At 42.6% G+C, this 21,029-nt stretch carries 19 protein-coding genes and 1 tRNA gene; 3 read left to right on the top strand and 17 right to left on the bottom strand.

What is annotated here, in order from left to right; genetic code table 11:
* Positions 1-2: 2 nt before the first annotated feature.
* Positions 3-497 carry a DinB family protein gene (locus IZT61_RS21235; RefSeq protein WP_196098996.1) on the bottom strand — a complete coding sequence of 165 codons (495 nt, stop codon included), beginning with the start codon at positions 495-497 and terminating at the stop codon, positions 3-5.
* A 135-nt stretch (positions 498-632) separates the two neighbouring features.
* Between IZT61_RS21235 and IZT61_RS21230 the strand changes: the two genes are divergently transcribed.
* Positions 633-1,595: a GlxA family transcriptional regulator gene (locus tag IZT61_RS21230; RefSeq protein ID WP_196098995.1), complete on the top strand. Its 963-nt coding sequence runs from the start codon at positions 633-635 to the stop codon at positions 1,593-1,595.
* 1,359 nt (positions 1,596-2,954) lie between these two features.
* Here the strand turns inward: IZT61_RS21230 and IZT61_RS21225 are convergent.
* Genes IZT61_RS21225 through IZT61_RS21215 form a run of 3 tightly spaced genes read right to left on the bottom strand, consistent with a single transcriptional unit; the run spans position 2,955 to position 8,673 of the window.
* Positions 2,955-4,406 (bottom strand): TolC family protein, encoded by a 1,452-nt coding sequence (locus tag IZT61_RS21225; protein WP_196098994.1) that lies wholly within the window; start codon positions 4,404-4,406, stop codon positions 2,955-2,957.
* Positions 4,399-7,569: an efflux RND transporter permease subunit gene (locus IZT61_RS21220; protein WP_196098993.1), complete on the bottom strand. Its 3,171-nt coding sequence runs from the start codon at positions 7,567-7,569 to the stop codon at positions 4,399-4,401. Before IZT61_RS21220 ends, IZT61_RS21225 begins: the two co-directional genes overlap by 8 nt.
* Positions 7,570-7,590: 21 nt before the next feature.
* The gene (locus tag IZT61_RS21215) at positions 7,591-8,673 is read right to left on the bottom strand and encodes an efflux RND transporter periplasmic adaptor subunit (protein ID WP_196098992.1); all 1,083 of its coding nucleotides are present in this window, start codon (positions 8,671-8,673) and stop codon (positions 7,591-7,593) included.
* A gap of 418 nt (positions 8,674-9,091) precedes the next feature.
* Here IZT61_RS21215 and IZT61_RS21210 point away from each other — a divergent pair, with 418 nt between their 5' ends.
* A complete protein-coding gene (locus tag IZT61_RS21210; RefSeq protein ID WP_196098991.1) occupies positions 9,092-9,592 on the top strand; it encodes a peptide-methionine (S)-S-oxide reductase in 501 nt (166 codons plus the stop codon).
* 465 nt (positions 9,593-10,057) lie between these two features.
* Here the strand turns inward: IZT61_RS21210 and IZT61_RS21205 are convergent, their stop codons facing one another.
* The 10 genes from IZT61_RS21205 to IZT61_RS21160 all read right to left on the bottom strand — a co-directional run bounded on the left by IZT61_RS21205 (position 10,058) and on the right by IZT61_RS21160 (position 16,063).
* Complete coding sequence (locus tag IZT61_RS21205) at positions 10,058-10,672, bottom strand: sulfate/molybdate ABC transporter ATP-binding protein (protein WP_196098990.1); 615 nt, start codon at positions 10,670-10,672, stop codon at positions 10,058-10,060.
* The gene (gene modB, locus IZT61_RS21200; RefSeq protein WP_196098989.1) at positions 10,669-11,340 is read right to left on the bottom strand and encodes a molybdate ABC transporter permease subunit; all 672 of its coding nucleotides are present in this window, start codon (positions 11,338-11,340) and stop codon (positions 10,669-10,671) included. The genes IZT61_RS21205 and modB overlap by 4 nt, the downstream gene beginning before the upstream one ends.
* A gap of 3 nt (positions 11,341-11,343) precedes the next feature.
* A complete protein-coding gene (modA, locus tag IZT61_RS21195) occupies positions 11,344-12,069 on the bottom strand; it encodes a molybdate ABC transporter substrate-binding protein (RefSeq protein ID WP_230383790.1) in 726 nt (241 codons plus the stop codon).
* Positions 12,070-12,230: 161 nt separating this feature from the next.
* The gene (locus tag IZT61_RS21190; RefSeq protein WP_196098987.1) at positions 12,231-12,632 is read right to left on the bottom strand and encodes a putative quinol monooxygenase; all 402 of its coding nucleotides are present in this window, start codon (positions 12,630-12,632) and stop codon (positions 12,231-12,233) included.
* 181 nt (positions 12,633-12,813) lie between these two features.
* On the bottom strand, positions 12,814-13,494 hold the full coding sequence (locus tag IZT61_RS21185; RefSeq protein ID WP_196098986.1) for an NADPH-dependent F420 reductase: 681 nt from the start codon (positions 13,492-13,494) through the stop codon (positions 12,814-12,816).
* A 348-nt stretch (positions 13,495-13,842) separates the two neighbouring features.
* A tRNA-Leu gene (locus IZT61_RS21180) sits at positions 13,843-13,926 on the bottom strand.
* Positions 13,927-14,069: 143 nt separating this feature from the next.
* Positions 14,070-14,834, bottom strand: a complete 765-nt coding sequence (locus IZT61_RS21175) for an MBL fold metallo-hydrolase (RefSeq protein WP_196098985.1) — start codon at positions 14,832-14,834, stop codon at positions 14,070-14,072.
* Between the two features lie 49 nt (positions 14,835-14,883).
* Positions 14,884-15,156: a hypothetical protein gene (locus IZT61_RS21170; RefSeq protein WP_196098984.1), complete on the bottom strand. Its 273-nt coding sequence runs from the start codon at positions 15,154-15,156 to the stop codon at positions 14,884-14,886.
* Positions 15,157-15,212: 56 nt separating this feature from the next.
* Positions 15,213-15,443: a helix-turn-helix domain-containing protein gene (locus IZT61_RS21165; RefSeq protein WP_196098983.1), complete on the bottom strand. Its 231-nt coding sequence runs from the start codon at positions 15,441-15,443 to the stop codon at positions 15,213-15,215.
* 20 nt (positions 15,444-15,463) lie between these two features.
* A complete protein-coding gene (locus tag IZT61_RS21160) occupies positions 15,464-16,063 on the bottom strand; it encodes a hypothetical protein (protein WP_196098982.1) in 600 nt (199 codons plus the stop codon).
* Between the two features lie 410 nt (positions 16,064-16,473).
* Between IZT61_RS21160 and IZT61_RS21155 the strand changes: the two genes are divergently transcribed.
* On the top strand, positions 16,474-17,334 hold the full coding sequence (locus tag IZT61_RS21155; RefSeq protein WP_010601359.1) for a sigma-70 family RNA polymerase sigma factor: 861 nt from the start codon (positions 16,474-16,476) through the stop codon (positions 17,332-17,334).
* Positions 17,335-18,063: 729 nt separating this feature from the next.
* Here the strand turns inward: IZT61_RS21155 and IZT61_RS21150 are convergent.
* From IZT61_RS21150 to clpP, 3 genes are all read right to left on the bottom strand, one after another.
* Positions 18,064-18,927 carry an AMP nucleosidase gene (locus IZT61_RS21150; protein ID WP_196098981.1) on the bottom strand — a complete coding sequence of 288 codons (864 nt, stop codon included), beginning with the start codon at positions 18,925-18,927 and terminating at the stop codon, positions 18,064-18,066.
* Positions 18,928-19,008: 81 nt separating this feature from the next.
* On the bottom strand, positions 19,009-20,247 hold the full coding sequence (clpX, locus tag IZT61_RS21145; protein ID WP_196098980.1) for an ATP-dependent Clp protease ATP-binding subunit ClpX: 1,239 nt from the start codon (positions 20,245-20,247) through the stop codon (positions 19,009-19,011).
* A complete protein-coding gene (gene clpP / locus IZT61_RS21140) occupies positions 20,231-20,938 on the bottom strand; it encodes an ATP-dependent Clp endopeptidase proteolytic subunit ClpP (protein ID WP_196098979.1) in 708 nt (235 codons plus the stop codon). The genes clpX and clpP overlap by 17 nt, the downstream gene beginning before the upstream one ends.
* Positions 20,939-21,029 lie beyond the last annotated feature (91 nt).

The raw sequence follows: 21,029 nt of genomic DNA, 5'->3' as shown, positions 1-21,029 counted from the left end.
AACTACATATATTTCATGCCTTGGTACCCTAATAGCCTGCGCCAAAGCGCAATTTGCCCAATGCAATTTGCTTCTCTGTAACTGGTAAAACTGATCATGTCGAAAAGCGTAATTTGCATACCGGGCATTTCAACGTTTTCGTTCAATTTATCATCCGATACCTGCGTTAAAGCAACCTCCAGCGGGGCCGAAATTTTCTCCCAGTCTTTTTTAAAGTTGGCAAGGCTCGGATAAGTGGCATCGGCGATAATGCCTGCGTTGTTTTCAAATAAATCACCGGTTTCGCTTTGCACATCAATTCCCAACAATTTGGCCAGATAAAATCTTCCTGAAACTACGCTTCCGGTAATCCACGCGATGTGGTTGGCCTGGGTATTTAATCGGTTTTGCGCATCTTTTTGATCGATGCCATCCAATGCCCGCAAAAAAAAGTCGGTTTGCATTTGGTACAACACCACTATGCCGTACATTTTGGTACTATTTGGTTGGGTTTTCATAGGCCAATTTTTAGCTTAATAACTTAGTTTAAAGTTAGGCCATAATAATATTGTGTATCGTTGCTGTAAAAGTCAAATGTAGGGGGCGTTTCAGACAAAAATCTATATATTTACGATGCCCTAGCATTTAACCAAATGAAAAACATTGCCATTCTGCTTACCGAGCAATACAAGCTGCTGAGTGTAGCGGCTATTTTAGATGTATTTGAAACTGCAAACAAGTTCCACACCGAAAAAGGGATGGATGCACCGTACAGCCTCAGTGTGCTCAACCTCGGCGATACAAAGGATGTTGTGTTTGGTGCTTACGAAGCGAAATCGATTCGGGCGGAAGAAAGTTATGATCTGATATTGATTCCGGCATTTACTACGGACGATATTAAGAATGCGGTTTCGAAAAATGCGGCATTTATTCCGTGGCTGATTAAACAATATCAACAAAGTGCGGAGATTGCTACGGTTTGTACGGGGGCTTTTTTACTTGGCGCAACCGGTTTATTGGATGGAAAAGTTGCCACAACGCATGTCGACGCTTCTAAAGCCTTTGCACAAGCCTTTCCTTTTGTAAAATTAATGGCTGATAAAACCGTAACGCAAGATGGGAAACTATACACTAGTGGCGGCGCAACTTCGTCATTCCACCTGCTTTTACATTTGCTTCAAAATCATTGCGGAAAGGAGATGGCGATTAAAGCAGCGAAAATTTTCGCTATTGATATGGATCGGCACAACCAATCGTATTTTAGTTCGTTCCAACCGATTCGCCACCATAACGATGAGATTGTGGCCTCGGCTCAGGAGAAGATTGAAACTAAATATCAGGATGTTGCCACGATAGAAGAGATGATTAGAGACATTCCATCGAGCAGGCGAAATATTGTGAGGCGCTTTAAACAGGTGATTGGGATTACGCCGATTGAGTATTTGCAGCAAACGCGGATTGAGGCGGCAAAAAAGCTGTTGGAACAAACTACACAGCAAATGACAGAGGTAATTTACAATTCGGGGTACAACGACCCAAAGGCGTTTAGGAAAGTTTTTCGAAAAACCGTTGGAATGACGCCCACGGAATACCGTGATAAGTTTAAAGCCCGGTAAAGGGCAAGATGCCCTCAGTCAAAGTGTAAGGCGATCGTGCTCATCATGCAACGCTCCTACTTTTCCGATTTAATTTGTATCATTGGCAAGTGATTTCATTGCGCAATTACTTTTTGACCTTTGTCAATAAAAAACTAAAGCCAATTGACAGAAGTCATAATTTATTGAAATAAAGTGCGTTAAACTTTTAGTCGAAGATTAGCCATTTTGTATATATTCTAACCAAATTTTATTTTATGAGCACTTTCCTAACCATAGTTGCGGCATTTTACGTTGTTTCTTTTTTACTGATGCTGTATTGTTATTTATTTGCAGAACGAGTTCCGAGCGATGACGAGAAATTTTAGGGAAAAAGCCTGAGCGTCTAAGCCTCTCCCTATTAAAGAGCCTCTCCCTATTAAAGTCCGTAGCGGTTGTTCTGTAGTGCAAGTCCCTCTCCGGGAGAGAGGGAAACGGCGGTACAGTGGTTTGAACCTTTAACCTTAACCCACCGAACCACTTAAGCCCTCCCCTCTGGGGAGGGCGGGGTAGATACGAGCCAAAGCACCAACTTTTCATTGGGTGGGAAGCCTCTCCCTATAAAAGAGCCTCTCCCTATCAAAGTTCGTAGCGGTTGTTCTGTAGTGCAAGTCCCTCTCCGGGAGAGAGGGAAACGGGGGGAAAGTGGTTTGAACCCGAGGGCATAAACTTTAGGTTAAAAGCACTTTCTTTAAGTGAGACTGTCTCAAAAAGCAAAAAGAAAGCTTAAGCGCAGCATTAAATTTGGCGCCCTAAACCTCTCCCTTTTAATGTCGGTGGTTTTGCTCAGTCTGTACATCCCTCCCGAAAAGTCGGGACAGGTCCTCCTCGAGGAGAGGGAAACAAGGGTAAAGTGGTTTGAACCTTTAACCTCAACCCACCGAACCAGTTAAACCCTCCCTTCTGGGGAGGGCGGGGTAGAAACGAGCCAAAGCACCAACTTTCATTGGGTGGGGAGCCTCTCCCTATCAAAGTTCGTAGCGGTTGTTCTTTAGTGCAAGTCCCTCTCCGGGAGAGAGGGAAACGGCGGTAAAGTGGTTTGAACCTTTAACCTTAACCCACCGAACCACTTAAGCCCTCCCTTCTGGGGAGGGCGGGGTAGAAACGAGCCAAAGCACCAACTTTCATTGGGTGGGGAGCCTCTCCCTATCAAAGTTCGTAGCGGTTGTTCTTTAGTGCAAGTCCCTCTCCGGGAGAGAGGGAAACGGCGGTAAAGTGGTTTGAACCTTTAACCTTAACCCACCGAACCACTTAAGCCCTCCCTTCTGGGGAGGGCGGGGTAGAAACGAGCCAAAGCACCAACTTTCATTGGGTGGGGCTTTTTCATTGGGTGGGGCTCTTTCATTGGGTGGGGCTTGCGCTCCAACCTCCGCCCAGGGCATGATAAACATTTACCACGGCATTTAGCTGCTGCTTTTTGGTTTCGATAAGTTCCAGTTTCGATTGCAAGGCGTCGCGTTGAGTCATTAATACTTCAAAATAATCGGCCCGTGTCGATTTAAATAAATCGTTCGCAATATCGATTGATTGTGTTAGTGCCTGCACTTGTTTCGATTTCAAATCGTAGCTTTTTTGCAGGTTACTGATATTTGATAATTGGTTTGCGACTTCGATATAGCCATTCAAAATCGTCTTTTCGTAATTATAAACTGCCTGCAACTGCTTGGCGCTAGCGGTTAAATACTCGGCCTTGATAGCGTTTTTATTAATGAGGGGCCCTGCCAAATCGGCAGCCAGCGAATAAGCCAGCGATTCTGGCGTGCGCAACAAATAATTCGGGTTAAAAGCCTGATAACCTATGCTTGCAGAAATTCCGAGCGAAGGGTAAAATTGTGCTTTCGCCACGTTTACGTCTAGCTTTGCCGCAGCCAGATCATATTCGGCTTGTTTAATATCGGGACGGTTAGCCAACAATTGCGAGGGAATGCCGGACTGAACGGTTGGAGGAACGAGGTCTGTAAAACCCGACTTGTTTCTTGGAACGGGTTGTGGAAAACGACCTAACAAGAAGTTAATCCTATTTTCAGATTCAGTAATCTGTTGTTGAATATCAAACTCCAAACTCTTAGAGCTTAACACCTCGGCTTCGAATTTGCGCACCGCCAGTTCGGTAACGCGGGTGGCTTGTTTCTGGATCTTCATCAACTCGAGCGCGTTACTTTGCAAGGCAATGTTTTGTTTCACAATTTCGAGCTGGTTATCCTGTGCCAACAATTCGTAATAAGTATTGGCAATTTCGGCAACAAGATTGGTGACCACAAAATTTCTGCCCTCAACTGTAGAAAGATAACGGGTTAGGGCAGCCTTCTTCGCATTGCGCAGCTTGTGCCATATATCGGCCTCCCAGTTTGCGGTTAAGCCGAAAGAATAATCGGGCAGCACTTCCGGAACCTCTTTTCCCGGCGTAATGTCTGTTGATGCATCGCCCGCTCCGCTACTGGTATATCTGCCTACTTTTTCGAGCCCGGCGCCAACGCGGTAGCCAACGGTTGGTAAAAGCTCCCCTTTTCTGCCTTTGATTTCGTTTTTGGCGATCTCAATTTCCTGTAAGGTAATATTTAACTCCTGATTGTTTTTTAAAGCGGTATCAATTAAATTCACCAAATATGGATCTGTAAAAAACTGGCGCCATTGTACTTTGCCGCTGCTTAAGGTATCTGTTTCTGCGGTACCGTTAAACGCAAGGGGTACAGTTTTATTTTCATGGCGTTGGGCAAAATCAGGCACTTTACATGCGCTATAAGCAGCGCAGATAAAGGCCAAACCAACTATATAAATTCGATTTTTAAACATTGTCTTCAATTTCTTCAGTTAATGGATGTTCTTCTTCAATTTTAATGAGCTTATGCTTTTCGGCAATTTTTCCGAAGATGTAATACAGGCCGGGGATAACAATCACGCCGAAAACGGTTCCGAAAAGCATACCGCCTGCGGCTGCAGAGCCAATGGTTCTATTGCCAATTTTACCGGGACCGGAGGCAATCATCAAAGGAATTAAACCTGCAATAAAAGCGAACGAAGTCATTAAAATTGGGCGGAAACGCACGCTTGCACCTTCCATGGCTGCTTTAAATACCGAAAGCCCCTGGCTGTGCCGCTGCGTTGCAAACTCCACAATCAATACTGCATTCTTTCCAAGTAAGCCGATCAGCATTACCATAGCCACCTGCGCATAAATGTTGTTTTCCAACCCCAGTAATTTGAGGAACAAAAAGGCGCCGAAAATACCCGCCGGCAACGAAAGGATTACCGACAATGGCAAAATGAAGCTTTCGTATTGAGCGGCGAGCACCAGATAAACGAAGCCTAAACAGATTAAAAAGATGTAAATGGCTTCGTTTCCACGAGATACCTCATCTTTTGAAATCCCGGCCCAATCGATTCCAAAACCCCTCGGAAGTGTTTTCTTGGCCACCTCCGAAATAGCCTTAATGGCTTCGCCAGAACTGTACCCGGGCGCTGATTGGCCGCTAATCTCTGATGCATTGTACATATTGTGTCGCGTAATTTCAGAAAGTCCGTACACCTTTTGCATCTTCATAAAGGCCGAAAAAGGCACCATTTCATCGCGGCCGTTCTTTACCGATAGCTTTAAGATATCTTCTGGCAAAGCCCTGTATTGCGGTAAGGCCTGAACCATAACTTTGTACTGGCGATCGTATTTAATGAAGCTGGTTTCGTAGTTACTGCCCACGAAGGTAGAAAGGGTATTCATTGCATTATCGATGGTAACGCCCTTTTGCTGGGCTATTTCGTTATCGATGTTTAACATGTATTGTGGGAAACTGGCACTGTAGAACGTAAATACCGACGAAAGCTCCTTGCGTTTATTCAGTTCTTTAACGAAATCGTTAGCAACAGTTTCCATTTTTTTATAGTCGCCGCTACCCGCTTTATCCAAAAGGCGAAGTTCGAAACCGCCTGCAGCACCATAACCGGGAACTGCGGGTGGCTGGAAAAACTCAATGGCAGCACCGGGAATTGACTTTGATTTTTCTTCAAGTTCTTCGATAATTTCCTGTGCCGAGTGCTTACGTTCGCTCCAATCTTTTAAGTTAATTAAACAGGTACCTGAGTTTGAGCCTGTTCCCCCTGTTAGAATTTCGTATCCGGCCAAAGAGGAAACTGATTTTACGCCATCAATTTCTTCGCACATTTTTTGCAGTTTCTCGGCAATTTGGTCGGTACGCTCTAAAGTAGAGCCCGGAGGTGTTTGGATAATGGCATAAACCATCCCCTGATCTTCGTTTGGTATAAAGCCCGACGGAACTGTTGAGCTGATTCCCCAAACGCCAAGGCAGAATGCAATTAAAATTCCGAAAGTTAGCAATCTACGGCTCACCAGCTTACTTAAAACGAACTCGTATTTACCCGAAAGTTTAGCAAAGCCGTTGTTAAATCCATCTAAAAATTTATCGATTACGGTTTTCTTTTTAGGCTTGCCGTGGCTGTTTTTTAGCATAATGGCACATAATGCAGGCGTAAGTGTTAGCGCAACAATACCGGAAAGGATAATGGCGGTTGCCATGGTAATGGAAAACTGACGGTAAAAAATGCCCACGGGGCCACTCATAAAGGTTACGGGAATAAACACCGATGCCATTAAAAATGTGATTGCAATAATTGCCCCGCTAATTTCTTTCATTGCCTGTTGGGTTGCCCTGAGCGCCGATAGTTTGGCATCGTGCTCCATTTTAGCATGTACGGCCTCAATTACCACAATGGCATCATCAACTACAACGCCAATGGCGAGCACGAGTGCGAAAAGCGTAATGAGGTTTAGCGTGATGCCGAAAAACTGCATAAACACAAACGTACCAATTAGGGAAACGGGCACCGCTATGGCGGGAATCAGTGTAGAGCGCCAATCGCCGAGGAATAAAAAAACCACCAGGCCCACCAAAATAAAGGCTTCTACGAGCGTGTGCACTACTTTTTCTATGGAGGCATCTAAGAATTTGGAAACATCATAACTGATCTCGTAATCCAATCCCTTGGGGAAGGAGCTTTCTTTAATCTCAGCCATTTTGGCCTTAACATCTTTGATTACCTGACTGGCGTTGCTTCCGTACGATTGCTTTAACACAATGGCGGCAGATGCTTTTCCGTTTAAGGTGGAATATAAATTGTAAGCTGCAGCACTAAAATCTACATCGGCAACATCTTTCAATCGCAGCAATTCGCCGTTTGCACTGGCCCTGAGGATTATGTTTTCGTACCCTTCTTTGGTGTTAAACCGACCTGAATATTTAAGCACATATTCAAAGGCCTGCGATCGTTTACCTGAACTTTCGCCGGTTTTACCCGGTGATGCCTCTAAGCTTTGCTCGTCGAGGGCTTTCATTACCTCATCAACGGAGATTTTATAGGCTTGCATGCGATCGGGTTTTAACCAAATTCGCATGGCGTAATCCCTGTCGCCCAAAATATCGGCAAAGCCTACTCCATCAACCCTTTTTAGCTCAGAAAGCAAGTTAATATCAGCGAAATTGTACAGAAAATTCTGGTTCATTTTCGGGTCTTTGCTATACAAATTGATATACATCAACATGTTAGATTCTTCTCTCGTAATCTTCACCCCTTCTCGTACTACCAGCGGCGGAAGTTTATTGGTAACTGCGGCAACACGATTTTGAACGTTAAGCGAGGCTTGATTTGGGTCGGTGCCAAGATTAAAAACTACTTGAATGGAAGCTTCGCCATCGTTACCGGCATCAGATGCGATATATTTCATACCCGGCACACCGTTAAGGGCACGCTCTAAAGGTATTACAACCGATTTTATTAATAATTCGTTATTTGCGCCCGGGTATTCGGCTGTGATGTTTACCTTGGGCGGCGAAATGGATGGAAACTGTGTTACTGGCAGATAGCTGATGGCTAATACGCCTAAAAACACAATTATAAGCGATATAACGATAGAAAGGACGGGCCTTTGTATGAATTTGCTAAACATAATTAGGATGTGGGTTCTGGATTATTCGGTTTTCAATCTCAATTGCTTGATCACTTCCTGTGGCTGCTGGAATTTATAAGCGATCTTATCATCATCTTTAACTTTCTGCACGCCCTCTAATAAAATTTTATCGCTGCTTGTGATGCCGTCGCCAACGATGTATAAATCTGGCAGCTCGCCGGCAATGGTAATGGCTTGAGCATGTACCTTATTGTTTTTATCGATTACGAAGACGAAAGTTTTATCCTGAATATCGTAAGTTGCTTTTTGAGGGATGACCAATGCGTTTTTCAACGGAACAACCATTTGAATTTTGCCGGTTTCACCGTTTCTCAACAGGTTATCAGTATTGTTAAAGCGTGCTCTGAAAGCAATGTTTCCGGTTTCGCTGTCGAACTCGCTTTCAATCACCTCTACTTTACCTTTCGATTTTAACAGCGTGTTATTGGCAAGCAGCAAGCCCACCTCTTGTTGTCCTTTTTGTTTTGTAGCGGCCTGATAATTTAAATATTCGGGCTCTGAAACGTTAAAATAAGCGAAAACCTGGCTATTATCAGAAAGACTGGTCAACAACGCTCCCTCATCTACCAGGCTGCCCAACTTAAGTGGAATGCGATCGATCGTTCCGTCAAATGGTGCTTTGATTTCGGTGTTCGTTAAATGAAATTTGGCAAGCGTAGTTTCTGCATTGGCCGATTGCAGTTTGGCTTTTGCCATGGCAAGTTCATTCTTCGAGACTACATTTTTATCGGTAAGTAATTTGGTGTTCTCAAGCTCTATTTCTGCGGCTTTGGTTTCGGCTTGTGCCTTTAACAGCTCAGCCTGCGCCATTTTGGGCATAATTTTAAATAGCACCTGCCCGGCCCGCACATGTTGGCCTTCGTCTACATAAATGTTTTGTAAATAGCCTTTTTCAAGTGCTCTTACTTCGATGTTGCGCACAGATTTGATCTGCGAAACGTACTCTTTGGTAAACGATGTGTCTATGGTTAGCGGCGAAGTAACCGCATACGAAACCACTTCTTCTTTTTCTTCCGGTTTCGGCGTGCAAGCGGTAGTGTAAAGTAAGGCACACATGGCTAGGGAAATGAAAACTCTTTTCATCTTTTTACTGATAGTTATCTGATTTATTTTCTGGTTATTTTTCAACCAAAAGCCGATTTTCGTAAGGTAGCATGCAGTAAACTCGCTTGCATCGCTTCGATTACGGGTTATCGATTGAAATTTTTTGATACGAAATAACTATAGAATTATGAAGTAATAATGAAGTTGCGGTGGAGGAACTCGGAAAGTGGCTTTAATCATGTCAGTCTGAGCGGAGTCGAAGACTTTATAGGATAAAGACTATAAAAATCTGCCCTTCGACTGAGCCTGTATTGAGCCTTTCGGCTACGCTCAAGATGAACTCCGGTCGAAATGCTCAGGGTGACCACGTTTTTTAGTTTATCCTTAACTGAACCACATTAGGCGGGCGTCGCCTATTCGGTCAGCTTTAGAAAATTCTTGGTAAATTGCATGCACTATGGACGAAGTAGGTTTGGGCGGCAGTTGCCATTGGTGCACGGAGGCAATATTTTTATCGGTTAAAGGCGTTATCGATGTAAAACAGGGTTGGATTTCATCGCTGGGCGAAGCAACGGCGTTTTCGGAAGCCATTTTGCTGCGCTATAATCCTGAAATAATATCGTTAAAACAGCTGATAGCAATTCATTTGCATACGCACAGCTGCACGTCAAACCACACGATGCGTGAGAAATACAGATCGGCAGTGTATGTTACGGATGAGGGACAAATTGACGATGTTCGACAGATTATAAGTGAATTGCAGTCTGATTTCGAACAGCCAATTATAACCAGAGCTTTGAAAATAAATGAATTTAAATTGAACAAGCCCGAGTATCTGGATTATTACTATTCCAATCCGAGTCGGGGATTTTGTGAAAACATCATTAATCCGAAACTTAAGGTGCTTCTTGATAAATTTTCAAAACTGGCCGATAGGGATAAAATTGGGGATATTTGAGGGCCTCATTCCCTTGGTTGAAACCAAGGGCAATGAAAACTGCCTTGCGCCGTTGGTTGAAACCAACGGCAAGGGAAAAAATCATTTGATGAATACCGGCTTCAATCGACAAACGGTTAACGCTAGCCATGAACGATCGTCATAATTGGGAATCCTAAAGCGAAAGGAAAGGCCTTTGCTCAACATTAAGATTCCCGCCTGCGCGGGATCCGATAGCTATCGGATGACGACCGCCTTAAAAACGTCACTCACACTGATTTTTATGGAATAAATTACAGCTACCATTGACGTTCTTGAAAACAATAAAAAAATCGTCATTTCGAGCGTGGCCGAGAAATCTTTGAACCTAATTTTGCGCAACAGATTTCTCCTCCTTGGGAGCTCTTATGGAGCACTGAACGTCGCTTACATTGATTTTTTTCCTGAAAAATTATAACTCAGGATGACAGCGTTGAAAAATGTCATCTACAACCCCATTTCGAATCTAAAACCACCAGTTATATCAATTTCCGTGTGTGTTACGAGCAAAACGGTCATTTCCAGTTCTGCAAAAAGGGATTGCAAGTTACCGATTAATCGGCCTTTCAGCTGTTGATCGAGTGCCGAAAATGGCTCATCCATTAAAAGCAAACTTGGCTTGGTAGAAAGCGCCCGTAAAATGGCTAATCGCTGTTGCTGCCCGCCCGAAAGCTGCTTCGGATAGCTGTGCTTAAACGCTTCCATCTCGCCTATTTTCAACAATCGATCAATATAAATTTCGTCATCGCTTCCATAACGCAGGTGCTGTAAAACTGTCATGTTGGGGAAAAGGGCATAATCCTGAAACACGAAGCCTACATTTCTTTCCTGCACCTTTTTTGAATATTTCTGATCAGCATCAAACCAAACATCGTCGCCAACCATAATGCTGCCTTCATCTGGATCGACCAATCCGGCGATTATTTTTAACAAGGTCGTTTTTCCGATGCCCGAGGGGCCTAAAATCTGCGTAACGGCATTGCGCTCAAATTTGGTATTTACGTTGAGTTCAAAAGTGAGCCATTTGGTTTTTGTGCGTTTAACAACCTCAATATTGATCATTCGAATGGATTTTTGACTGCGCTTCTGTTAAAAATAAAAACACCAACGACGATAACGAAAGTGATGGAGAATAAGATGAACGCGTAGTTGTTGGCCGAGGCATAATCCATTGTTTCTACGGAATCGTAAATGGCGATAGAGGCAACTTTGGTTTCGCCGGGAATGTTACCGCCAATCATTAACACCACACCGAATTCGCCCAAGGTATGTGCAAACGTGAGCACGGCGGCGGTAAAAACCGACGATTTAATATTGGGTAGTAATACGGCAAAAAAAGTGCGCAAGCGAGACTTCCCCATGGTATACGAAGCTTCGGCAATAGACCTCGGCAGGTGCGCAAATGCTGTTTTAATAGGGCTGATCATAAAGGGCAGACTGTACAGAATAGAGGCAAAAACCAGTCCTTTAAATGAAAACACGAGTTGAAGATCGAAGGTTTCTCGCAACCAATTGCCAAGTGCATTATTCGGACTAAAGGCCAACAGCAGGTAAAAGCCCAATACGGAAGGCGGAAGCACCAAAGGCATTGTAATTAGCGCTTCGATGATGATCTTAAACAAATTCTGCTTACGCGAAAGCCGATAAGCAATCGGAATGCCAATAAAAAGCAACAAAATAGTAGTCAACAACGCCAACCTTAAACTGAGCCAAATCGGTTCTAAATCCATCGTTTAATTCTGTTTTGGGAGGTGATAACCATTGGCTGTAATTATTTTTCGGGCAGAAGCAGATGATAAGTAATCGTAAAATTTAGTGGCCTGCGCCAACTGGTTTCCTTTTGGGTGCTTAAGCAAGATGACTGATTGTGTTAGGGCTGAGTAAGTTTTTGTATCAACCCTTGTCCATTTTAATTTCGATTTGTCGCTATTTTCATATAAAAACGCTTCTGTTGTAAACCCCACATTCACCACGCCGGTTTGAATGTAGGTATTTACCTGCGAAATGCTCTCGCCATAAACCAGTTTTTTTTCAACCCAATCTTTCAACTTATAAAATTCTAAGCTTTCTTTTGCTGCCTTTCCGTAAGGTGCCGTTTTGGGGTTAGCGATGGCAAGCTTCGTTGTTTGGGGCGAAGTGATCAGCTTCTGCCAATTTTTGATATCGCCTTTCGTGTTTCCACAAATAATCAAGCTGCCGAGGGCGTAAATTTTCGGTTTCTCCGAGCCAAAACCTGCAGCATACAATTTCGCCGGAAATTCTGTATCGGCCGAAAGGAAAACATCATATGGCGCCCCATTCATTATTTGAGCAGTTAATTTGCCCGATGAACCAATAATTACCTCTATCGTTATTCCTGTTTTCTTTTTAAAATCGACTTGCAGCTTTTTGATTACATCTTGCGCATTAGCTGCAACAGCAACTCGCAAAGGCTGCGCAGAATTGTTAAATTGAATCATTAACGCGAAGCAAAAGGTAAGTAAAAGCCGGAAAGGAAAAAAATTCATCATAAAATTTCGAACTGGAATTGCTGTAATTATTTAGGGAAACCCACTTTAATGGCGGTCACTAATTTAATGCAACGGACTGGCTATTTATCGTTTATCCGTTCATTTCAAAGTTATTTAATCTTGAGTTCGGGAATCAGCGGATCGGTATCAATCAGTTTAAGTGCCTGTACCATTTTTGCGGTAGCGGTTTTGTATTTAGTAAAGTGCGGTGTTTTTAGATGGCTTTGGTACGCGGCTTCATCTGCATACATTTCCAGAATTGTTAAATGTGTCGGTTTGTTGCGTTCAAACACCGCATATAAGGTATATACGCCGGGTTCCTTTGCTATTGAGGCTTCAATCTCTTCCTTAAGGATGGCTTTGTAATTCTTGAGCTGGGCAGAGTCGATAATTAATTTGGACAAACGCACTTTTTGAGGTTTAGGGCTACCGTGTTTACTTATGGCGCTGCCAAGAAAAATTAGGAGCGCGATGGTGGCAGTTGCACCAATTAAATACTTGAGGAGTTTCATAGGATCGATATGGCAAGTTTATTATCGACACAAGATACATCATTTGGGGCCATTATAAAAAAGCAAAAGGCCTGATTTTTCTAATCAAGCCTTTTGTAACAATCAGCAGGAAATGATTGGGAGAAAAGGATTCATTAAAAAAGAGTTTAAAATCGGTTTCCAATTTACATGTTACATCCTGCTATAAATATGGTCTTGCAGCTTCATCAGCCGCCGCAAGATTTTCAGCCCTCTTGCTGATGTCGGCCTGTTGTAATGCAGATTTTAATTTTTCCTTGTCCAGATCCTGACAATACGCAGGTTCGCCGGGTTGTTGTCTCCACGATTCAGAAAGCAAACCTCCATCGATGGCATCGAATCCGACTTCGTCAATCAGCTTCATCACTAACTGTTTTTGTTCGGTATCGTCGCCGGCAACCGATAATGCAATTCGGTTTGCATTACCCACAGATGTCCCCTTTGATGCTAAGCTGGGCGCAACAATATTATTAAAGGCCTTAATTATCGGATGACCTATTACTTTTGCCACCCATTCGCTATCTGTTGCTCCATTTGCAATCTCCGCAATCTGCCCATCGCGTGATGGATAATAATTGCCCGCATCTATAACGATGGCTTTAGAAGCAGCTAAAATATCAATGGGTAAATTTACCATTGCCTTTTGTGGAATGGCAAGTATAACTAAGTCTTTTGCACTTGCAGCCTGTTCAGCAGTTGCCGCTTTTGCACCTGTTGTTGCAACGATTTCAGTTAATGTTTCGGGGCCCCGAGAGTTTGCAATTAAAACCTCATGACCTAATTTTGTTAAATATCCGGCAAGCGTACTTCCGATGTTGCCAGATCCAATAATTCCTATTTCCATACCGTTTAATTGATTTTACTCTATTTTCTTTTTAAATTCTGGATCTAATTCGTATTAATCGCCGAAGTATCCATTAATTTTCGCATTCATATTCCTGTTAGAAAAGTCCGCTGCACTACCTTTTGAAAAATCAAGAATCCGAAACTGCCCCTCCTTCAATAAAATCCAAATGCGGTCTACAGCTTCCACTCAATGTCGTCTAGTTAACCGTAAGCAGTGTCATCCGATAGCTGGCGGATCTGAGTGGAGTCGAAGACTTTTTTTTATGATAATCCTACTGAAAGTGAACAAGAAAGGGCTGCTCTTTAACGAGCAACCCTTCAAAGAATTAACCATGAATCTGGTTAGTACCTAAGAGGAGATTCGAACTCCCACACCCGTACGGGCGCCAGCCCCTCAAGCTGGTGCGTCTACCAATTTCGCCACCTAGGTGTTTTTCATATAATGAACAAACTACAACCTGCCGTGAGGACGCCAGCCATCAGCTGCTTCGTCTACCATCCCGATAGCTATCGGGATCGCCACCTGAGTTTGTTTTGCAAATATAATCTAATTTTTGATTTCAAGACACCGATTTACAATTCTATTTTTAATCCATCATAAGCCAGCCTGATATTTGCTGGCAGACCTCTTTCAACTTCCTCGTGCAAGCCCAGGTTGTGACTGATATGCGTAAGATAAGTAACCTCAGCACCAACCTTTTGAGCAAACTGAATGGCTTCACCTAAAGTAAAGTGAGAAACGTGCGGCTCTTTTTGAAGCGCATTAATTACCAGCGTTTTTGTTCCGCTGATTCTGGCGAAACTTTCATCAGAAATCGTTTTAGCATCAGTAATGTAAGTAAAATCGCCAATTCGGTATCCGGTAATAGGCAGCAAATGGTGCATCACTTCAAAGGGGATAATGCTATTTTCTCCTATAGAAAAATTTTGCCCGTTAACCACGGTATGTAAGTTAATTTGCGGAAGCCCGAAGTATTTGGTATCGGCAAAGATGTAATAAAACTCACGTTTCAAGGCCGCTTGCACGCGTTCAGTTGCATATACATCAATCACCTTGTGGAGCAAATAATTAAACGGCCTGATATCGTCTAACCCGGCAATATGATCTTTATGCTCATGCGTAAACAAAACGGCATCCAAATCTTTTACTTGCGCCCTCAAAAGTTGATAACGGAAATCGGGGCCGCTATCAACCACAATGGTTTTACCGTTTGCCTCAAGCAAAATCGAGGTTCTTAAACGGTTGTTCTTCTTATCTGCTGATGTACAAACTTCGCAATTACACGCAATTACAGGGACGCCCTGCGATGTACCAGTGCCTAGAAAAGTAACTCTCATCGCAAAAAACCTTTCTCTATACGCATATAATTTTTGTTAAACATTGGCACTAAAATAACTCGGTTTGTTGTAAGGAGTGAAAAAACTGCCGCTGTTTTTCATCTAACATATTTTCGTCGGCACTGGTTTGCTTCACCAAAGTAACTAAAGCAATGATTTTCCCTTCGAGGTTAGAAAACTTATTTACCACAACGATTTTGTTATGCTCCAATAAGCAAGAGCCCGTTTTGAAATTGCCCTTTTCGTAACGAACCTTATAGCCCATTGCGAAGAGCAGCTGCTCTAATTTTTCTAAAGTGTGATTTGTTAATGGCAAAGACATTGAAGCAAACTTAGAGAAATCTGCACAGTATTCATAAATAGATTAGCGAAAAAATGTTAACACCTGCCCTCCTCGGTATCAGCCAGCGAACGGAACTCGAGGATGTCGCCGGGTTGACAATCCAGTACCCCACAAATCGCCTCCAGGGTTTCTAAGCGAATGGCCTTGGCCTTGCCGGTTTTAAGTATGGATAAATTGGACATCGTAATGCCTACCCGCTCACTCAGTTCGGTGAGCGACATTTTCCGGCGGGCGAGCATTACATCCAGATTTATAATTATTGGCATCGTTTGTTTTGGTAATCAAATTAAATGGTAAGGTCGTTTTCGTGTTTCAGCTTCCGCGAATAATTGAGGAGTTCGTAAATTATGGTGATGATCACTACCAGCGACAACATTTCTATATTGATCTGCCCACGGCCTGCATCGAGCGTACGGTACTCGAAAGCGTTATTCGTTAAACTTGCCACATACCCATCGATTAAATTTAATGACAGGAATCTGAGCGAAAAAAAGAGGATAACGGCGGCACCAACAATTTGCCATATCCGGGTTTCTGTTAAACCCTCAACCAGATGAGGCCTTGTATTGGTCATAAATAAGATGAAAGTTCCGGTTAGCAAACAAAAAACAATAGTGGTTCCGGTTTCATTGAGGCCCTGGCCCGACAAAATCAGCGATTGCGCTAATGTGGGCTTAAATTGGTACGAGCCAAACTGGCTTGGTGTAAACTTAGCGGTGGCTAGCAATTTACTGGGTTGAGTGGGCCCGTTTGCACGCATCGTTACAGAAAGCATTCCATCGCGGTAGTTATCTACAGCATCGAGGGTGTGGATGGTTCCGATAATGACGCTTATTAAAATCAAGCTAATTCCCGCATAGCTAGAAAGTTGTAAAATTCTGTTCATTGGTTAGGCGTTAAAAGGCGTCGAAAAATAGGTTAAATTTCTTTTACGTGAGAATAAAATTACGTTCTGAAAAACCTTCTGATAGTTGAGTGGTTTATATTCAAGTCTGGCGAAGCGAAAATTGCGAAGCGTCATAAGATTTTAATAATTTGTTAAGCAAACATAGAAATTTATTTATCGTAAAACAAAGTTTTTTTATCGAATCACAATAAATAGTTAATGCAGGGCAATATTTTCAAGTTACTACGGATGTTTGGTGACAAACAATTAATTGGAATGATTTTTGTAGGAAGTAAAACTGTAAAAAACTTGTGCAAACAGCAACGTTTTCAGCATTTTATCCTTTCACATTGCTATACAATTTCGTAACTTTGCACACTCAATAATTAAAGAGCACACAAAACGTATAAATGAGACAACTCAAGATAACGCAATCCATTACCAATCGCGAAAGTCAATCTTTGGATAAGTACTTACACGAAATTGGTAAAGTAGACTTAATAACAGCAGAGGAAGAGGTAATTTTAGCAAGGAAGATTCGTGAAGGCGATCAGGCTGCATTAGAGCGATTAACTAAAACTAACTTACGTTTCGTTGTATCTGTTGCAAAACAATATCAAAATCAAGGTTTAACTTTAGGAGATTTAATTAACGAAGGTAACCTGGGATTAATTAAGGCGGCGAAACGTTTCGATGAAACCAAGGGTTTCAAGTTTATTTCTTATGCGGTTTGGTGGATTCGTCAATCGATTTTGCAGGCTATTGCCGAGCAAAGCCGTATTGTGCGTTTACCTTTAAACCAGGTGGGTTCGTTAAGTAAAATCAGCAAGGCTTTCTCTAAATTAGAGCAAGAATATGAGCGTGAACCGTCGCCTGAAGAATTGGCAGATATTTTGGAGACCACGGTAGATAAAATCTCTGACACGCTGAGTAACTCTGGCCGCCACGTATCAATGGATGCTCCATTTGTGCAAGGTGAAGAAAATACGTTGTTGGATGTATTGGAAAATCACGAGCCAAATACCGACAGTTCATTAATCAACGAGTCGCTATCAGAAGAAATCAAACGTTCTCTCTCTACATTAACAGAAAGAGAAAGAGAAATAATAGTATTGTTTTTTGGCTTAGGCTCAAACCATCCCCTATCGTTAGAAGAGATTGGCGAGAAGTTTAACCTGACACGTGAACGTGTAAGACAAATTAAAGACAAGGCGCTTCAACGCTTGCGTCATACTTCGAGGAGCAAGATCTTAAAATCATATTTGGGATAAGAATCTAAACCAAAAGAAAATGAAAAGACCGCTATTAAGCGGTCTTTTTTGTTTGATCGAATACTTTCATTTTTGCTGCCATTCTGAGCTTTGATTCTCGCCTGACCGGACGGGCAGGTTTTGCATATAAATTAATATGAGTAACATTCTTTTTTAGAAAATATGGTCTAAGAAGGGTCGACCTTTCGAGCGTCCGCCCAATGTCGTTTAGTCAAGCCTGCTCGGTGTCAGTCTGAGCGGAGTCGAAGACTTTTTCTGTAGGAAAAAATAATAAACATCACCCTTCGACTTAGCCTGTATTGAGCATTTCACTACGCTCAATACAAGCTCAAGTCGAAATGCTCAAGGCGACAATGTTTTTTTTTCCTTAACTAGATGACATTGAGCGCCTGGCCGGACGGGCAGGCAGCCGAGAACCACGATGTGTTCAGCGCAGCTAAATCTATGTCGATGGTTCAAAGATTTCTGCGCTTCGGTCGAAAGGACGATTCTAGGGTGATGGAAAACATCAAAGGTAGGTAGGGAGAATGCCTAAGCAATGACCACCGGCTTCAAAAATGCACAAGCCAAAATTATGAAAGTATGTAGGTGAGCGAATGGCTGTGCAAGTACGAAACAGGTTCTTCGTGCCTTAGAATGACAAAACCTCGGTGCTGTTATCCCTGAGAGACGAAGGATCCTGAGAAAGCGAAACGGAAGACGGATAATCATTCTTACTCTTAAATGGTCCTAAAACAGCAAGTGCTTCACTGTTAAACCGTTGTTAATCAACTGCTTTAACGAATCAATTCCAATTCTTAAATGTGTTTCGACATATTTTTCCGTTACGCTGCTGTCGCTTTCGGCTGTTTTGACGCCTTCAGGAATCATCGGCTGATCAGATACCAAAAGTAATGCTCCGGCGGGAATTTTGTTGGCAAATGCCGTTGTAAAAATAGTGGCGGTTTCCATATCTACGGCCATTGCACGCAACGTTTTCAGGTATCTTTTAAAATCTTTGTCGTGCTCCCAAACCCTGCGGTTGGTGGTGTAACAGGTGCCTGTCCAATAATCACGGCCATGATCGCGAATGGTAGTTGATATGGCCTTCTGTAACGCGAACGCCGGCAACGCGGGCACTTCTGCGGGGAGGTAATCGTTCGATGTTCCCTCTCCCCTTATGGCGGCTATCGGCAAAATCAAATCTCCCAATTGGTTCTTTTTCTTTAAGCCGCCACATTTGCCCAAAAACAAAACTGCTTTTGGCTTAATGGCAGTTAGCAAATCCATCATGGTGGCTGCCAAAGGGCTTCCCATTCCAAAATTTATAATGGTAATGCCGTTGGCGGTAACGCTTTGCATTGGCTTATCTAAACCCATAATTGGCGCATTGTCGTTCCATTCGGAAAACATACTTACATACTTACTGAAATTGGTAAGCAATATGTAATCGCCAAACTGGTTTAGCGGCCTGCCCGTATAACGCGGAAGCCAATTTTTAACAATTTCTTCTTTGGATTTCAGGCCCGTTTTTACCGGACTTTCTACTTCTTTTACCTTCTTCGGTTTTTCAACAATCGCTTCATTTTTTTTTATATCTTTTTCTTCATTCATACTTATTAGTTTATCGCAAAGCGAAAGTGCTATGCGTATTTAACAAAAAATCCCTCCCGAAACGGGAGGGATTTGATTTTTTTATGCGGCCTGCAACTTCTTGAAATCGGCCTTTTCAAATTTCTCCACGGCATAATCGAGGTTGATCACCAGCTCCTTCACATCTTTCTGCGTCGGCGTGTCGAACATGGCATCGAGCATAATCGCTTCGCAAATTGACCGCAATCCACGTGCGCCTAGCTTATATTCCATTGCTTTATCAACAATAAAATCTAACACTTCTTCTTCAAAAACCAATTTAACGTCTTCGTAAGCAAAAAGCTTAACGTATTGTTTAATAAGCGAGTTTTTTGGTGCCGTTAAAATGTTTCTCAACGATTCTTTATCCAACGGATTTAAGTGAGAGAGCACCGGAATACGACCGATCAGTTCGGGGATTAGACCAAATGATTTTAGATCCTGCGGGGTAATGTACTTGTAAAGATTTTTAAGATCGAGAACGGCCTCATCTTTCTTCACTTTGTAACCTACGGCCTGTGTACGCAAACGGTTTGCAATTTTGCGCTCGATACCGTCAAAAGCTCCTCCACAAATAAACAGAATGTTGTTCGTATTTACCGGAATCATTTTCTGGTCGGGATGCTTACGTCCGCCCTGTGGAGGTACGTTTACAACAGTTCCTTCCAAAATCTTCAATAAAGCTTGCTGAACACCTTCTCCGGAAACATCGCGTGTAATGGATGGATTGTCACTTTTACGTGCAACCTTATCAACTTCATCGATATAAACAATACCGCGTTCGGCGGAGGTAACATCGTAATCTGCAGCTTGCAACAAGCGGGTCAAAATGCTTTCTACATCTTCACCTACGTAGCCAGCCTCGGTTAAAACGGTTGCATCGCAAATACAAAAAGGTACGTGCAAAATTTTTGCTATCGTTTTTGCCAAAAGCGTTTTACCGGTTCCGGTTTCGCCAACCAACATGATGTTTGATTTCTCAATCTCGATCTCGTCTTTATCAACTTTTTGATTCAAACGTTTATAATGGTTGTAAACGGCAACGGATAATACCTTTTTTGCGTCATCCTGACCAATTACATATTGATCAAGATGCTGCTTAATTTCAAGGGGCTTCAATAAGTTTATTGCCTCCTGAATATTTTTTGTCCCTTTGGTTCCTAATTCCTGAGCAAGCAGTTGATTGGCCTGGGTTACACATTTATCGCAGATAAACGCATCCATACCTTCAATTAACATTAATGTTTCATGCTTGCCAGAATGACAGAATGAGCAACGGGAATCTTTATTTTGTTTCGCCATCTTTTTTCGCGTTTCTCGATAACACCTCATCAACCATACCAAATCCTTTTGCCTCATCGGCCGTCATCCAGTAATCGCGATCTGAAGCTTTCTCTACCCAATCGTAAGTTTGGCCAGAGTGTTCAGCAATGATATCGTATAATTCTTTTTTCAGTTTCAACATTTCTCTCAAGTTGATTTCCATATCAGAAGCTACACCTTGTGCACCGCCAGATGGTTGGTGAATCATTACTCTTGAGTGTGGCAACGCTGCACGTTTACCTTTTGCGCCGGCAACCAATAACACAGCACCCATTGACGCGGCCATACCTGTGCAAATTGTTGCTACATCGGGCTGAATATATTGCATGGTATCGTAAATACCCAAACCAGCGTAAACAGATCCGCCCGGCGAGTTGATATAGATCTGAATGTCTCTATCAGCATCTGTTGATTGTAGAAACAACAATTGAGCCTGGATAATGTTGGCGTTTTGATCGTGAATGGCATCACCTAAAAAAATGATTCGATCCATCATCAACCTCGAAAAAACGTCCATTTGGGCCACATTTAACTGACGTTCCTCAATGATGTAAGGTGTCATATTCTGTGGATTTAAGTTGGCCTGGGCAATAAATTTATCTACGTGTAGGCCGCCAATCCCCTGGTGTTTAACGGCAAATTTTCTGAATTCTTGTGAGTCAATGTTCATACTATGAGTTTTTTAGCATAGGGCATGGAGCTTTCGTTCCTGTCCCCAATGGGTCGTGAATAATGAAAAACCAAAATATAAATAATATTTT

Source organism: Pedobacter endophyticus, from assembly GCF_015679185.1.
GTDB lineage: Bacteria > Bacteroidota > Bacteroidia > Sphingobacteriales > Sphingobacteriaceae > Pedobacter > Pedobacter endophyticus.
This window is presented reverse-complemented; position numbering and strand designations above follow the sequence as displayed.